13 protein-coding genes are annotated in these 16,705 nt (G+C 41.1%); all 13 read right to left on the reverse strand.

The genetic code is table 11. The features are described 5' to 3' along the window. Window positions 1-2: 2 nt before the first annotated feature. Window positions 3-950: an ABC transporter ATP-binding protein gene (locus AS005_RS01225; RefSeq protein WP_101509876.1), complete on the reverse strand. Its 948-nt coding sequence runs from the start codon at window positions 948-950 to the stop codon at window positions 3-5. Continuing rightward, window positions 947-1,927 (reverse strand): ABC transporter ATP-binding protein, encoded by a 981-nt coding sequence (locus AS005_RS01230; RefSeq protein ID WP_101509877.1) that lies wholly within the window; start codon window positions 1,925-1,927, stop codon window positions 947-949. The genes AS005_RS01225 and AS005_RS01230 overlap by 4 nt, the downstream gene beginning before the upstream one ends. Beyond that, a complete protein-coding gene (locus AS005_RS01235; protein ID WP_101509878.1) occupies window positions 1,924-2,772 on the reverse strand; it encodes an ABC transporter permease in 849 nt (282 codons plus the stop codon). The genes AS005_RS01230 and AS005_RS01235 overlap by 4 nt, the downstream gene beginning before the upstream one ends. A 5-nt stretch (window positions 2,773-2,777) precedes the next feature. Continuing rightward, the gene (locus tag AS005_RS01240; protein ID WP_101509879.1) at window positions 2,778-3,767 is read right to left on the reverse strand and encodes an ABC transporter permease; all 990 of its coding nucleotides are present in this window, start codon (window positions 3,765-3,767) and stop codon (window positions 2,778-2,780) included. A gap of 55 nt (window positions 3,768-3,822) precedes the next feature. Beyond that, window positions 3,823-5,496, reverse strand: coding sequence for an ABC transporter substrate-binding protein (locus AS005_RS01245; protein ID WP_101509880.1), 1,674 nt, complete (start codon window positions 5,494-5,496; stop codon window positions 3,823-3,825). Between the two features lie 644 nt (window positions 5,497-6,140). Beyond that, complete coding sequence (locus AS005_RS01255) at window positions 6,141-8,147, reverse strand: cellulase family glycosylhydrolase (RefSeq protein WP_101509882.1); 2,007 nt, start codon at window positions 8,145-8,147, stop codon at window positions 6,141-6,143. Between the two features lie 114 nt (window positions 8,148-8,261). Continuing rightward, window positions 8,262-9,062 carry a MurR/RpiR family transcriptional regulator gene (locus AS005_RS01260; protein ID WP_101509883.1) on the reverse strand — a complete coding sequence of 267 codons (801 nt, stop codon included), beginning with the start codon at window positions 9,060-9,062 and terminating at the stop codon, window positions 8,262-8,264. Then, entirely contained in the window at window positions 9,046-10,188 is a 1,143-nt protein-coding gene (locus tag AS005_RS01265; protein ID WP_101509884.1) for a glycosyltransferase, read from the reverse strand. Before AS005_RS01265 ends, AS005_RS01260 begins: the two co-directional genes overlap by 17 nt. Then, entirely contained in the window at window positions 10,185-11,468 is a 1,284-nt protein-coding gene (gene mggS, locus AS005_RS01270; RefSeq protein WP_101509885.1) for a mannosylglucosylglycerate synthase, read from the reverse strand. Before mggS ends, AS005_RS01265 begins: the two co-directional genes overlap by 4 nt. Continuing rightward, window positions 11,465-13,963, reverse strand: a complete 2,499-nt coding sequence (locus AS005_RS01275) for an alpha-mannosidase (protein ID WP_101509886.1) — start codon at window positions 13,961-13,963, stop codon at window positions 11,465-11,467. The genes mggS and AS005_RS01275 overlap by 4 nt, the downstream gene beginning before the upstream one ends. Next, complete coding sequence (locus AS005_RS01280) at window positions 13,960-15,027, reverse strand: ABC transporter ATP-binding protein (protein ID WP_101509887.1); 1,068 nt, start codon at window positions 15,025-15,027, stop codon at window positions 13,960-13,962. Before AS005_RS01280 ends, AS005_RS01275 begins: the two co-directional genes overlap by 4 nt. Window positions 15,028-15,040: 13 nt before the next feature. Then, window positions 15,041-15,838, reverse strand: a complete 798-nt coding sequence (locus AS005_RS01285) for a carbohydrate ABC transporter permease (RefSeq protein WP_101509888.1) — start codon at window positions 15,836-15,838, stop codon at window positions 15,041-15,043. Continuing rightward, window positions 15,835-16,680 (reverse strand): carbohydrate ABC transporter permease, encoded by an 846-nt coding sequence (locus tag AS005_RS01290; protein ID WP_101509889.1) that lies wholly within the window; start codon window positions 16,678-16,680, stop codon window positions 15,835-15,837. Before AS005_RS01290 ends, AS005_RS01285 begins: the two co-directional genes overlap by 4 nt. Between the last annotated feature and the right edge of the window lie 25 nt (window positions 16,681-16,705).

Genomic DNA, 16,705 nt, shown 5'->3' on the forward strand with positions numbered 1-16,705 from the left:
CACTAACCTCCTGCTTTCAAGCAGAGCACCTTGTGATTTTCCTCCACTTCAACGAGTTCTGGTTTTTGAACAAGACATTTTCCATCTTTTATTGGACATCTATCGTAATACTTGCATGGAGCGTTGGAAGATCCAATAAGTTCTGGTATAAACCTTTTTCGGAGATCCCATTTCTTATCGATCTCTGGAACGGATTCGAGAAGCATTTTCGTGTAAGGATGAACGGGATTGTGGAACACTTTCTCTGTGTCTCCCATTTCTACAATGTTTCCCCTGTACATTATGAAAGTTTCGTCACTGATATAATACCCCAAGGAAAGGTCGTGTGTGATGAAAATGACAGACATCCCACGCTCTCTGAGATCACTGAGAAGATTCAATATATCCACCCTTGTGGAAGCATCGAGCATACTTATTATCTCATCAGCTATTAGGAGCTTAACGTTGAGAAGAAGAGTCCGTGCAATGAGTATTCTTTGAAGTTGGCCGCCACTCAACTGATGAGGGTATTTCCCCAAGATCTCCCTAGGATTCATTCCTACAGAAACGATGACTTCCTCAATCTTGGAGCGTCGCTCAGAAAAAGGTGTGCCAGGGAAAAATTCTTCGAAGACCATGTTGAACACTCTGTCTATTTTGTATATAGGATTGAAAGAAGAAAACGGGTCTTGAAAGACTCCTTGAACTTCTTTGTAGTATTCTTTGAGATCCTTTTTCTTAATCTGTGTTATATCTTTACCATCGACCAAAATTCTTCCAGACGAAGGCCTTACCAGTTTCAAAATGAGCTTCCCTATTGTGGTTTTTCCGCTTCCACTTTCACCTATCAAAGAAACTATTTTGGAACGGTCTATCTCAAAAGAAACGTTGTCAACAGCTTTCAATCTTTCACGTCCAAAAAATCCCAATGGAAATTCTTTCGTTAGATTCTGAACTTTCAGAAGACTCAATTTACATCACCTCTTTCGAAAAGCCAACACGAAACCTTTCTTCCATCCACATCGAATACAGGAGGATCTTGCTTACACTTTTCGAATGCATATGGACACCTGTCTTTGAATCTACAACCTGATCCTATGTTCAAAAGGCTAGGGGGATAACCGGGTATTCCTTTTAACTTGGTCTGGGAGTATCTCACACCTATTTTTGGAAGTGAAGAAAGAAGCATTTTCGTGTAAGGATGAAGGGGATCTTTGACGAGATCTTCTATCGGAGATATCTCCGCAACTCTACCTGCATATAAAACCATTACCTTGTCAGCTATCTGATAGAGAACTGATAGATCGTGTGTTATGAAAGCAAGGGACCCCATTATTTCTTTTTCCCTCATCTCGTAAAGCATCTGTATAACTGCTCGCTGAGAACTCACATCTAAAGCAGACGTGATTTCATCAGCGATCAAAATATCAGGGTTCATCAACGTGGATATCACCATAACCATTCTTTGCTTCATACCACCTGAAAGCTCTATAGGATACATATTGAGCACCCTTTTCCCAAGATTCACTATTTCAAGCCTTTCTTCTATGACATCCTTTTTTCTTTCAAAGCTTTCTCCATGTTCGTGCAGGAGGTCATCGATGATTTGCTTTATCTTTTTCGTTGGATTCATAGCATCCATTGCGTATTGGGGTATGATCGAAATCTTCTCGTATCGAATCTTCCTGAGTTCTTTCTGTGAAAGTGTCATTATGTTTTTCCCATCCAAAATAGCTTCTCCACTGATGTACTTCATAGGAGGCTTTAGAAGAATGAGGCCATTTCCCAACGTCGATTTTCCACAACCTGATTCCCCTGCGATTCCAAGAATTTCTCCTCTTTTTATATCGAAGCTTATTCCATCAACAGCTTTTACATAGCCATAAAGAGTTCTGTAGTAAATTTTCAAATCCTTGACATTTAGAACCACTTCTGCCACACCTATCACATCTCCCTGAGCTTAGGATTGAAGATTTCGTCAAGGCCAGCATTCATAACGTAAAGGGTAGCAACCATAAGGGTTATCACAGCACCAGGAGTGATAGCCCACCACCACATACCAAGTTGAATTGCATTCCAGAGAGTGGCCTGTTGCATCATGATACCCAAAGACATTCCTCTCGTCGGCCCCAAACCGATGAAATCAAGGCCTGTAGCAGCGAGAATTGCCCCACCAAATTGAAGAATGAACACCATGAAAACATAGGACATCATATTAGGCATTATTTCACCAAAAATGATCTTCATAGGGCTCCTGGCTGTGATTCTCGCAAGGTCGACAAACTCCCTTGTCTTCAAAGAAAGCGTCTGTGCCCTTACAGCTCTCGCTGTCCAAGGCCAAGCAGTGAACCCTATGATCACACTCTCTATGAAAACCCCTCTGTATGGGAGATAAGCAGCTATTATTATGAGAAGAGCGAGAGTTGGTATCACCATAAGAATGTTCGTAAACATCATGAGTATCTCATCGAACCAGCCGCCTCTGTATCCTGCAACAAATCCAACGAACAAACCTATAGTTGTTGCTAACGTACCACCAAGGAGCCCAACGAACAAAGAGCTTCTCAGACCGTAAACAAGCTGGGTGAATATGTCTTGACCGAACGTGTTGGTACCAAGCCAATGTTCTTTGCTTGGAGGTTGGTATCCTGGTCCTACAAAAGCAAGAGGATCCTTGTAAGGAGAGATGTAAGGCCCTATGAGGGCAAGAAGGATCAATCCTATGTATACACATATTGCAAAAATGACCTTTTTATTTTTTAAAAAGAAGTGGACAAATTCTTTTCGTGTCATGACTATCAAACCTCTCCTGAATAAGATTTTCTGATTCTCGGATCTATGATCACATAGAAAATATCAACTAGAAAATTGGCAAGAAGCACCCCAAGAATAATGAAAAGGAAACATCCCTGTATCAAGAAATAGTCTTGATTTAATATCCCCTGCATAAGTAAGTAACCTATCCCAGGATAAGAAAACACTATTTCAGTTGTGAGAGCTCCTGCCACCACCGTTCCAAGCTGAATAGCAAGCCCTGTCACTTGTGGAAGAATAGCATTTCTGTAAGCGTATCTCCTTATTAACCTCTGAGAAGATCCCAGAGCCTCAAGGTACCTTGAGTAGTTTGCTTCTAATTCGTATATGATCATATTTCTCATTCCAATTGCCCATCCACCTAACATCACAAGGAACAAAGAACCAAATGGAAGCACCCAATGATGAAGGAAATCGAGAATAAACTGCCAAGAAAAAGAAGGTGTTATGCCAAAACTGTAAGCTCCCGCCAATGGAAAAAGAGGAATTACAACACCGAATATCCACGCAAGGAGTATACCAAACCAAAAGTACGGTGAAGCTGTTAAAGTATAGAAAATTGGCAACGCGAAATTGTCAAGTTTCTTTTTCCTAGCAACGAAGGCACCGAATCTATTTCCTATCGCAAAACTCAATAGAACTGCTGGTAAAAGTATCACTAGAGAATACGGTAAGGCTTCTGCTATCACTTTAGCAACCGGTTGGGGATACATATAAATACTTATTCCCAAGTCACCGTTGAAAAGTGCTTTCCAGAAATTTACGTACTGCTCCCAAAGTGGTTTATCCAACCCGAAGGCTTGTGTAAAATAGCTTTGGAGAACCTTTACAGATTCTGGAAGACCCGCAAACCTTGATATCAGAAAATTGATAGGGTTACCTGGCATAAAACGAGGGATTGCCCAATCGATAGTAACAGCAAAAAAGAAGGTTAATATGTAGATCAGTGTCTTCTTGACGAGATATCTTCTCAAGACTCATACCTCCTTCTTTTTAAAACCCCGCCCCTCAGGGCGGGGAAACATTAAATCATTTTGCTTCAATTCCAAACAGTGTCTTGATACCGGTGAGTTGCCACCAACCGTTCCATCCTATGGGTACTGCGTATGGATTCTTTTCCGTTGGCCAGTTCGTCCAGACAGCGTTGGAAGCTTGGAACCAGGCTCCGTTGTACCAAAGTGGTATGAACGGCAGATCTTTGAGTAGGATCTCCGACAGTTTGGCTACCACTTCTTTAATTTTATCATCTTCTTTGCTTCTGTTGAGTTCATCGAGAAGTGTTTCAACCTCTGGATTAGAGTATCTTCCAAAGTTTCCAGCGTAGGAGTATTCGGACTCTACTGCATCTGGATAGAACACACCATTGAAGTAAGACCATATGGTAGCAGCGACTCCCGTTGTAAAGTTGTTAAGAATGAGGTCGAATTTTCCACCGTAGAGATCGTCTGCGTATTTAGAGTAGTCTGGATATTTAGGTTCTACGTTGATACCAACTTTAACGAGATCTTCAGCTATTGACTGAATGGACACCATCCAATCTGTCCAGCCGTAAGGACATTCTATAGTGAGCTTGAACGGCTTTCCGTTCGGATCTTCTCTGAAACCATCGCCGTTCGCATCTTTGAATCCAAGTTTATCAAGGATCTCTTTTGCTTTCTCTGGATTGTATGTGAAACCGTATTTTTCGATGACCTCTTTCGGGTAATACTTCATGTAGCCAGGAAGCGGCAATATACCGGCAGGATTCGCTGCTGTAACCATGTTTTCATATGCCCTATTCACTATTTTCGCCGGATCAATTGCAAAGGCCATTGCTCTTCTGAACTCTGGTATGCTGAGAGGATACTTGTTAACATTGACAAAGACACCTGCTGTGTTGGCAGGAAGCATGTAAGGAGGTTCATCGTACCAAGTAACAATTCCGTACGCTTTTTTCAAAACGGGGACTCCAGGAAGGAAGAAGTTACTCCAGTCGAGTTCACCTTTCATCAACATTCCCACAGCGACGTTGTTACTGAGAACTCTCAACTCAACAACTCTTTCAGGTTTAGGATCATATCCGAGTTCTCTTATACCCCACCAGTTCTCATTCTTCTTGAAAACACATCTGTCTTGTGTCCAACTTTCAACGTAGTAAGGTCCGGAACCAACAGGATATTCATTAGCACTCTGGAGAACTTCTTCTTCCGTTTTTTTCTCCCAAATGTGCTTCGGCACAATAGGAGTGTTGATAAGCATTTGTTTCCATTCCTGATATCTGGGATCGGAAAAGACGAACTTCAAAGTGAAATTGTCAATTTTTTCGATCCTGTCGAGCCAATTCCAAACAGGGCTGTAGCTGATTCCCGTGTACTTTTTGGCAATTTCAAAAGTGAATTTTACATCTTCCACCGTAAGAGGCATACCGTCCTGCCACCTGAGTCCTTTCCTGAGTTTGAGTACGTATTCGTTGTCACTGACCCATTCTCCACTCTCCGCCAGCCATGGTTCGAATTTGTCGTTCAATGGATCGTACAGGAACAAGGGTTCATAAACCAAACCTACCGTTCCAGCCACTGCGTTCCAAGGTGTAAATGGATTCCAGTTGGACGGAGGTGACCACAACGCACCGCCCCAATAAAGTGTTTTGTTTCTTTCGAATGCTTGTCCAAATACTGCAACCAAAGCTGAAACAAGAAGAAGTAATACTAAAAACTTTTTCACGGAGAACACCCCCTTAAAAAAGTTGATGCGATCTTACTCAAATGTAAAACTACTATGAAAATGTTTACATACCAAATTTGGTTACCTACAATTATCCAGATTTATTTCCGAATATTTTCGAAAAAGTTTTCTTAACTCGTTGCTGCTTTTTCTAGACGATTTTCTAATACGTAAACTGCCACACCAAACGCAATTACCGGTTCGCGAACATTTGAGAAACTTATATCAATTTCGGAGGCTTGAGTAGAGAACAATACAGACATAGAAGTTAGAAAATGGCATGCTAAACGGAATGACTTGCTTGTGTAGATCCTTACAGAGAAGGGAACAAGCGCTGGTAAAAATTTAACTCTTGGCAATTTGCTATGTTTTTTTATTAGATCCATGATTTCAACTATCCGGAGGCGAGAACAACACAGGTATCAACTGCCCCGCAACACATAATCCTTCCAGATCTACTCCTCTTCTGTTTCTATTGTTTCTATTTCACAGTTTGCACCTTTGTTGTAACAGCCGAGTTGAAAACTTTGGCACTCTTTGTGAGGATTCTCTTCTAAAATCGGATTTTCTTTACGATTTCATATCGAACTTGTATGACTTCCACAGAGGAATAGGAAGGCTCTCAACAAAAAACTTTCATTCCTTTACCTCCCCTTTTTGTAAAGACGGATGTTATCGATGTAAATGGGCCCTTCGTATTTCAAATGATCTCCTACAACACCTATGTGGAGTTCTTTTACGCCGGAAACCCTGTTGAATTCGATTTTTACATGGAACTTTCTGAATCTCTGTCCGTTGAACAAAACAATCTTTCCTCCTTTGTAATTCATGATGTTTTTATCGAGTCCTATTTTCACCCAACCCGGATTCAGAACGGCATATGGTCTCAGCCTCCCGGAGAGATCTTCCAGATCTGGAATATAAATATCGTACTCAAGAATTTCACATTCAAAGAGATCTTCGAAGTTTCTAGCCACTCTCACTTCTTCCCAATCGTTCTTACCAGACAACTTTACGTTTACTCTCAACGATCCTTCTCCAATCACGTTGCTCCACTCGATATCAGGCTTTTCAAATTCTGCCTGCCAAGTTCCACTATTCCACCATTTCTTTATTTCATCAGGATTAGAAAAATCCACTTTTTCTAAGAGAACGTACCGTGCTTTGTTTACAATTTTTACGCCAACGGTATCAGCCGCAACATCTCCACCAAAGCTAGCTTTGAGAAACAATTCGTACTCACCGTCGAGAAGTTGAGTTGTATCGAAAGTGATCCCATATATTCCGTATCCTAAAGCTTTCATTTGATCATCTGTGAAAACTCGTTCTCCTATCTTTACAACAAAGCTTTTAAGTGAACCATTGTAATCGAAAATTGCCACTCGCACTTTCACCTTTCCCTTGAGTTCTGCTTCATTTTTTGGTATAACGAATAAAGCAGTATTTTCTCTTACGCTTTCACCGTCGCTGAACAACCTCGTGTAATTCCTGAAAAGTGCAGCTTCTTCAGAATCATCGTTCACGATTCTAAAACCATCATAATCTGGATAATACCCTCTTTCGTCCTTATCTCTCCCTTCTCCAACACCAGCCAAAAACCAAAACATCGCACCATCTCCTCCAAGGTCGTATATGACATCATTCCATAATTTGTAAACAGCCACTCTATCAACAGGTGCAGATTTTGGAATCCCGTATTCCTCCAGAACAACTGGTTTCCCTAATTTTTTCGCTATCTTTATGTGATCCTCTATCCACTTTGCTCCCCACTGGGCGTAGTTTTCAGGTTTCACACCCCAATGCGACGGATAAAGGTGGAAAGTTCCAAAGTCTATGGTTTCGATCTCAAGGAGTTTCTTCCAGTCGACACCTGACCAGCCACTGTAAGTCCATCCCGCTTCTCCATCGTAAGGTTCGAACCCTTCATAGTTGTTGAAGAAGCCTTCATCCCCTATTGCTACAAGATGGTTCGGATCCAAATTTTTTATATAAGCGCTCATTTCCTTAACCCATTCTACAAGCGTTTCTCCGGACTTATCAGTTTCGCATCTCGGTTCGTTCGCCAGTTCCCATGCCATGATTGTTGGTTCATCCTTATAAGGAATCCCAGTGTAGATGTTCACCCTGTTTACGATGTACGAAACGTACCTTTTGTATTCTTCTTTTATATTTTTATCTCTATAGAAATCATCATGATGCCTTCCATTTAACCATTTAACATATTGATTCATCCCTCCAAAATCATCCCAATTGTTTACAAGTACAACAATAAGCTTTATTCCCAGCTCTTTTGCTCTCTTAATAGTGTAATCCAAGCGTTCGAAACCGTCTTGAACTCCAGATATATTCTCTGGGATCCCAAAAACACCAGGGGCGGGGTGCATATAGGTATTCTTCTCACGACAATAGTTTTCTCCATCGAGGAATCCCCAAATTCTAAGAACTTTTATTCCCATATCTTTTGCACTCTCAAGGACGTTGTCTATCATGTTGCTACTCTTGTAATGCATGTAGTAATTATTGCTTCCGATGAAGCGAAAATCTTGACCATTTAAAAAGAAGCGTCCATTTTTCACTCTCACAAATTCATCGTTTGAAAACAGGGTAAACGAGATCGTCATGGCCAATAAAATGAACATAATTCTACTCATAAGCATTCCTCCTACTAAGAATCATACTATCCTCCTATGATTAGAGCGAATTTTATCGTCTTCTAGAATCAAAAGCGGCTATGGAGGAGTATTTTCGAATTAGTACACAAAGTCTTAAAATTTCTTCGGTTTGAAAACACCTTCCAAGTTTTCGAAGTGCTTTTTCCTGTCTTGATAGATCTTTTGAAAGGTCTCTTTGAACAACACATCCACAACCGCAATTTCACCTATGTTTTCTCTTAGGAATTCGTAGGTTTCGTACTTAACGGGTGGACTTTGGAGCACAAGGTGGGCAACTTTGGCAAGTTCGGAGGCGGGATTAGTTGTGATGGCGATTGTTCTTGCTCCCATGTCTTTCGCAACTTGAGTGGATTTCACAGTATCTCGAATGTTTCCAGTGTGGCTGATAGAAATTACCACATCCTTGTTGCTCAAATTTACCGCTTCTATTACTTGCACATGTGGATCGTTAGAGAAGAATGTGGAGAATCCCAAAAGAGCGAATTTCAAACTGGCGTACTCCGATACTACCCCAGAAAGTCCTACCCCGAAGAAAAGTACCCGCCGAGCGGCAATAATCCAATTTACTGCTTTTTCCACGTTCTTAATATCTAGAGTCTCTTTCAAACGTTTCAAAATTTCGATTTCCTCATCTATGAAATCATGTTTTTCGAGGGATTCTTCGATTCCGCTCAGTTCTCTAGCAAGAGAAATTTTGAAGGTTTGATAACCTTCGAAATCCAACTTCTTTATCACCCTGTGCACCGTTGTTTCACTCACACCTACTATCTTTGCAAACTCCGTGATCGAATAATGAATGACATCATCTGGTTTATCGAGGATGTAATCTGCTACTTTTCGCTCGGCGGGGCTAAACTGAGTGTAGATGTTCAATATCCTATCTTTTATTTTCAAATCCCCATTCCTCCTTAAGGAACTTTTTCTTTTCCAAGAATACATCGAGCTGTCCATAGACACGTTTTTCGGCTTCTTCATCGGATAGAGATTTTACCTCTTCGGCAAAAGAAGCAGTTCGCGCAAAGTAAAAAGGTAAGAGCTCCTCGATTACTCGTTTATCCCTTGTTTCTCTGTAACGAATTGCACTTTTGAACAACACATCAGTCCATGAAGGGAGACTCAATGTTCCTGTTTTCCTCACCTCGGAAACAATTTCTTCGTCTACGTAATCCAAATTTACAACACTTTCTCTTGCAAGTTTCTTCAAATTTTCGATGTTGATTTCCATCGGCGGCACCTCTTCTTCCGGTGTCTCCCCATAAATGGTAACATCTTCTATCTTCCACACATCCTTCCATTTGTTCTCATAAATGATCATGAGTTCAAAAAGAGTCCCCACCACTTGAAGAAACATACCTTTCAAATGCTTCCCCGGATCTTTGACATCATGAATTTTCGCACCAAGAGCTGCTTGAATCACTTTGCCGGACTCGTTTATAGCGGTTGTTGTCATCCATATGTCGATACCGAATCTTGCTACATCTGTTTCCCATATCTCTTTTGGCTTACTCAAATATATCTCCAACAAATTCCTTCCAACACCGAAATCGCCGCCGATTGGTTGCCTCACCTTCTTCCCATAGAGAACGGCTGTCATAGGGAAACAAACATTATTCGTGATCGTTCCATCAAATCTGTGCCTTAGGTAAAAAGGTGTCACGTAGTCTGCTTCTTTTCTCAAGATAGGTCCTGCGAGTCTCTCAACCCACCAAGGTTTTACACTTCTGAGATCAGAATCCAAGAAAACAACTGCTTCCGCATTGTGTCTTAATGCAAACTCCATGATAGCTTTCATGGCACTGCCCTTCCCTGATATTCCTTCGTATATAAAACTTTCTTTTGGAACACCGAAAGTATCTGTTTCCATAAACCTTTCTCGCGTACCGTCGGATGATCCTCCATCAGAGTTAACAATCATGCCGTTGCCATCGAAGAAATCCACAATACCCTTGGCAGCTGTTTTTGCAACGTGAGAAATGGTTTCTACGTTGTTATAACTCGGTATTCCCACAACGATCTTCATGTTAATACCTCCTCGGCTAAGATTTTCTCCAATCTTTCCAAACTGAAATGTTTTTTTCCAATCTCGAAATTGTGTTCCACTATGTTTCTGTAAAGGATGGAATCGAACAGTATTTGAGAAAGATCATCAGCTGCTTTCGTTAGAACACTTTTCTCGACCCTCACAAACTCTTTCTCTCTCCAATATCTATCTCCTAAACTCGCGTATTTCAAACCTGAGGGTTTTATGTCTGATTTGAATACCTCGTACTCGAACAAAACGATAGGTTTCTTCGCAACCATTGCTTCAAGAAGTTGATTTCCCCATCCTTCGAGAATAGATGGATAAGTAACGAAATCGGCAACGTTGTAAAGTTTCCAAAAGAGCGTAGTATCTTTTTTCACTTCGTAACTCAAAACCATAAAAGGAACGTTCTTTGAAGAAGCGTATTCTAAGAGTTCCTCAAGGTACAATTCATCCTCACATATTCCAGAGAATACGAGGATTACTTCGCCATTGAAAAGGTCCCCATTGTAGAGACGTTCACCCCTCCTCATAACTAGTTTCTCCCTCAATGTTGAAACTAGGTCTATTGAAAGTTCTATTGCCTTCCTTCTATCTATTCTGGTTGCTTGAAGTGCCACAATTGTTCCAGGTTTTATTTGAAAATCCTCTCTCACAACTCGATACATTTTTTCCGATGTGATCGGTTTGCTAAAATCCATCACATTCGGTACCACAATTGAATCGATATTTCTTCGTCTCTTCAACTCCTTTTGAGCAATCGTGTTTATGACAATGTGTTTTATGTTCGGCAAATCAGGAGGGAAGTATCTTTCTAGAATGCTTTTCATCTTTTCGTTTTTCGGAATCAAGTGATTTCTTTCCCACCAAAAATCATGATGATGAGCAATAAATCTTTTGTCCAATCTTGCAAGTGCGAGTCCTAAAGGAGGGAAAAGCCCCAGAGACCAGACATTGTTCGGTACAACGAGATCGTAATCTATAAGTTTTTTATCCAAAATCTGAAAAAGCTCCTCCTCCTTTCCTTTAAGAAAATCCATGAATGATCTCTCATCAGCGAAATCTTCTATCCCTCCAAAGAAATTCCGATTCACCGTTTCAAAATCTGGATTTTCAAATCCGATTTCTTTTACAACAACATCCACACCTTCCTTTTCGTTGCCAGCAACTATGTCAACTTCATGACCCATCTTTGTGAGAACTCTCCTCCATTTCTCCATTTCTAATGAAACTCCATCCATGAGGCCTCCACGATAATGGAGCAACGCGATCTTCATGCTTTCTCCTCACTTTCTAGAAGCTCCAACACGTAGTCATAGGTTCTTCTTCTCATTCGAAACTCATTCAATTCTCTTGCCTTTTCTTTCACATCTTGGAGATACAGCAACGAAAGCTCTATTTCCTTTTTTGTTCTAGTAAGAGAAAGATAACGATGAACTGATTTTGGATCAGTTTCTTTTGCAAGTTCAGAAATTTCTTCATCGAGTTTTGAGATCATATCTTTTAAAGTGTTTAAAACATCCTCTTCTGGTTTTGATGTAATGTTTAGAACCGGAAACTTCGGAAAGTTCAGAAAGAAAACGTTCGATCTCCCTTCTTTTTTCGATAGTACATGCACCCTTCTGCTTGATATCTGAAGCGGCTTTGTACCATCTACTTCTTCGAGATAGGGATTGTAGACCCACAAGAAGTCTCTATCTTTTACACCGATCCACGGTAGTTCCGATTTGAAGAATACCCCTTCTTTTTCGTTTCCACCTGCCTTGACATCCAAAAGAAGGGGGGGATTTTCAAAAAGGGAATACCACCTGAAAAACTCTTTACTTCTTGGATGAAATGGGATTTCCATAAAGGCGAGTTTCACAGAAAAGGTTCCTTCACATTTTGCACCGGGCACATACATCAAAGGCCCAGCATCTCCTATTCGATTTTTCACATCTTTTGCGATCCATTCAACGGATCTCACGAGTGTCACATTTACCTTTCCTTCCTCTACCCAATATTCTCTCAAACCTTGAGCTAAGATAGATCTTGCAAACTTCCCATCGTACAAGGCTATGAATCCCTGGAAAGGGAACTCTCTAACTGCCCCCGTCTCTCTCGCTGCAAGAAGAATTCCTCTCAGATTCTCTGGAAGCACTTCTGGAAGCAGATAATCGTCTTCCTTGGCTCTTTCCACCACATCGAAAGGCATCTTCGATAAGATCTTCCCTTGTCCCGTCTCGTATATAATGGAGAGCTTGTAGTTTTTCCCTTTCGTGATCAAAGTCACGTTCCATTTTACAAGGGGAGTTTCATCGAAGATAATTCTTTCTCTCGTTTCAATATGGCTCGAGTGTGAATCAACGATTCTTTCCATTTCTACTACCATCGAACGACTCGTTCTCAAGATGATCCCGATTTTTTTCAGGGAAACAGAAAAATCTGTCTCTTCAGTGGAAGTTGTGTAAGTGTCTCCTTTTTCTTCAAAAAGCTTTAAGATTCCCAATCTCTTTCCATTTAAAACAAGTACTCCATCTTTCTCAAAATAAGCCTCGTAATAGTCGTTTTTCCATGAAAGTTCTTTTTCACTTTCTTCTCGTTCATCGAGCGAAACTACTTTGAAAAACCCAACTCCACTGGTTTTCAATGGTAAAGTTCTTTCGCCATCACAGTACCAGTGATCATAATCGAAGGGAGAAAGAGAAAACACATAAAGCCCTTTTTCTAGATTCGATTTCGAAGCAAGTTTTTTCATTTTTTCTTCTATGGATCCCTTTAGATAAAAGTACAGCCTTCTGTACGTTCTGTCCATGTTCTCATGAACCTTATCCACACAGACACCACAAATGTTGTCGTGTGCAAGCGTTTTGAGAAAATCTCTCCACAGAACTTCCTGTACATCTTCACCATTCAAAACAGAGAGCAGATCATTTGTCTTTAAAAGCTTTTCAACCAGATCGCTTTCGAGCTTCAAGTAGACTCTTGTGGAAAGTGTTCCAGGAAAAGTGCAGGCGTATCTTCCAGAAAGAAGTTCCCCGAAGAGTACGGAAACATTGTTTGGAAATTTCTCTGGGAAACTTTCAGGAGTAGCAAGTTCAACGTTCACATATTCACTCGGATCTTCTGGTGAAAGATCTATATCGTAGCCGTCCAAGAGGAGGATTTCATCGGATTTTGAAAACTTCTCGAGTTTTTTTATCTCATGCTTCAACCTTTTATCTGCTATATCTCTCGTTTCTTTCAAGTTGTATAAGTTTCTGTATCCACCAATGAGAAAGATTGCTTGAACAGCTGAACCATCACTTCCTTTCCAGATAAATTCCTGTGAAATGTTATCTTCTGGAAAAGAAACTCCTCGCCAAAGGAAAACCTTGTTTATTCCAAATAACCTATGGATTTGTGGCTCCTGGGAAACGTGACCGAAGTTATCAAGAAGCCACCCTACCTTCATGCACTTTCCAAAACGTTCAGCCTCCTTGACTCCGAGTTCCAAATTTTTCAATATTGCCGATTCTCCTGGTATCCTCCAGTCGATTTGAATATAATAAGGTCCGATGAGTATCCTCCCTGTTTCAACAAGTTTTCTGAGATCCTCTCCCAATTCCGGATTCGCTATAAGCAAATCCTCTATTACCGCAGTCTGGCCATCCATTACATAGGTGAACTGAGGATTCTTCTCACAGAGATCCTTCACTTTGATGAATACTTCTTTCAACCAAGAAGAAGTTATATCTTCTGTCGCAAACCATTCTCTATCCCAGTGATTGTGCACGATCACTTTTGCTTTCATAAGATTCTCTCCCCAGTTTTAGGATGGAAGAGATGAAGACGTCCAAGATCGAGAAAGAACGATATCTTTTCACCACTCTTGAAATCAACGTCTCCAGGGATCTTAGCAACGATTTTGTCGTTCCCTATGTTGATATGAAGAATCGTATCCGACATTAGTTTCTCGGCGAAATAAATTTCACCAGTTAGCTTTACAGTGTTGGGCTTTTCTTCAAGATATATGTTCTCCGGTCTGATTCCCATAACAACTTGCTTTACTTTTGGATCTGATTTCACCGGTATATCGATTCCATCTTTATGGAGTAGAATCTTCGTTCCTTCGGATTTCACTGTCATTTCCAAAAAGTTCATTTGTGGAGATCCAACGAATCCAGCAACGAAGATATTCACAGGATGATGATAAATTTCAGAAGGAGTTCCTACTTGCTGTAGTTTACCTTGATTCATTACGGCAATCCTATCTCCCATGGTCATCGCTTCTGTTTGATCGTGTGTGACATAAATTGTTGTGACACCAATTCTCTCTTGAAGTTTTTTCAACTCACTCCGCATCTTTACACGAAGAAGCGCGTCTAGGTTAGAGAGAGGTTCATCCATTAAAAGAACTTCCGGTTCGTGAACAATGGCTCGGGCGACTGCCACTCTCTGCCTCTGTCCCCCTGAAAGTTGAGCAGGATACCTGTCGAGGAGCTCCGAGATATGTAAAAGATCCGCGGCCCAATGTACTTTTTTCTCTATTTCCTCCTTCGGAACCTTCTTGAGTTTCAAAGGGTAGGCAATGTTGTCACGCACCTTCATGTGAGGCCATACCGCGTAACTCTGGAAAACCATAGAAATATTTCTATCTTTAGGAGCGAGGTTAGTCACTTCACGATCGTCGAAGAAAATTTTTCCATCAGTTACCTGTTCTAGCCCTGCTATACAGCGAAGGAGAGTGGTTTTCCCACATCCAGAAGGACCTAGGAGCACGAGGAACTCCCCTTCGTTCACAATGAGATCTATTCCATCGAGAGCTTTCACATTTCCGAAATATTTCTTTACGCTCTCTATTCTTACCCGTGCCAATTCAAATCACCTCTCATTTCAGGGTAATTCCCCACATACTCACAAGATACTTTCTTATGAAGAAGATAAACACCATGGCAGGTATTGCCATGATCGTTCCTGCAGCGAATTTGAAGTAGTCGGGTGATGCCATTGCCGTGTTCAGAATGTGTGCAGGAAGTGTCCTGTTCGTGAGAGTTAGTATGGAAGCGGCGAACACCTCGTTCCAAGACATGATGAAAGCAAATATAGCAGAAGCAGCGAGTCCTGGAAGTGCCAAAGGCAGTGTGATCCTCAGAAAAGCTTGAAAACGACTCAATCCGAAAACCATCCCTGCTTCTTCGTATTCAACAGAGATCCCAGAAAACACACTGGATGTGATCAAAACAACAAACGGAAGTATCATCGAAGCATGTGCAAGAGCTACTCCAAGAGTGGTATCGGCGAGATTCAACCTCATGTAAAGAACAACGAGAGGGACAGCAATTACTATGAGAGGAATAGACCTCGTCATGAGCATGGAAAGCCTGATAATGTTTTTCCCTGGGAAAATGTAGCGCGTCAAAGCATAACCTGCGGGAAGCCCCAATAGGAAAGAAACTCCTATCGAGATAAGAGCTACTTCTATACTCACCAAAGTAGCTTTACCACCACCTAAGGTGACAAAAAGTTTGTAAAGATGTTCCAGCGTGAGTCTACTGGGAAATATCTTGGTTGGATTGTAATAATCGGAAGATGGTGTGAGAGATGCCAAAACGATGAAAAAAACTGGTGTCAAAAACCACAGAGAAATAATAACCGAAAGAAAAATTATGAGGAATTTTTTCATCATCGCGCCCCCTCTAGGTGTTTTGCTCTGAGGAACGTGATGTAAAACCAACTAACGATGATCGTAACGAGGGCTATCACCAAAGCATACGCACTCGCCATGTTGGGATCGTTCATGAAGGTATACCAATAATATGTTTCCCCCGCAAGAACGGGAATATCTCTTCCAGCAAGCAACCATACGACACCGAATATTTGAAATGCAAAAAGAGTTCTCAAAAGGAGGGCAGACATGATTGAAGGTTTGAGAAGGGGTAAGATGATCTTTGTAAATTTTTTCCATTTCGAGAATCCAAACAAATCAGCTGCTTCCAAGTATTCTTTGTTTATCGATTGAAGACCCGCAAGAATAATGATGAACACAAGAGGTGTTGCTCTCCACACTTCCGTAAGAGCCACTACCCAGAATTCTCTGTTTTTGAACAGATATCCGAAAAAGTATATGGGTCTTTCTATCAAATGAAAGTTCATCAAAATCTTGTTGATGTAACCATTCGGTGAAAAGATGGTATAGCTCATGAGTGCCGCTGTCACATCACTCAACGCAAGAGGAATAGCTATGAAATAGAGAATTGTTGTGTAACCCTTGAATTTTTTATTCACAAAAAGAGCAAGCCCCAAGGCGAGAATCAGCTGAATAGGAACTATCACCACTGTCAAGAGGAGAGTATTCTTCATCGCGTTCCAAAATTGTCCACTTTCCACCAATCTCTTGAAGTTTCCAAAAACACCTTCGTTGCTCGTGAAGGCCAACCTAAATGTCTCGAAGAGTGGGTAACCCATCAAAAGCAGAAGATACAAAATTGCCGGCAATATAAGGAGAAAGGGAATCCATTTTCCTCTCATGATACACCCCCAGAAAGGGGCGGGG

It is taken from the genome of Thermotoga sp. KOL6 (assembly GCF_002866025.1).
Lineage (GTDB): Bacteria > Thermotogota > Thermotogae > Thermotogales > Thermotogaceae > Thermotoga.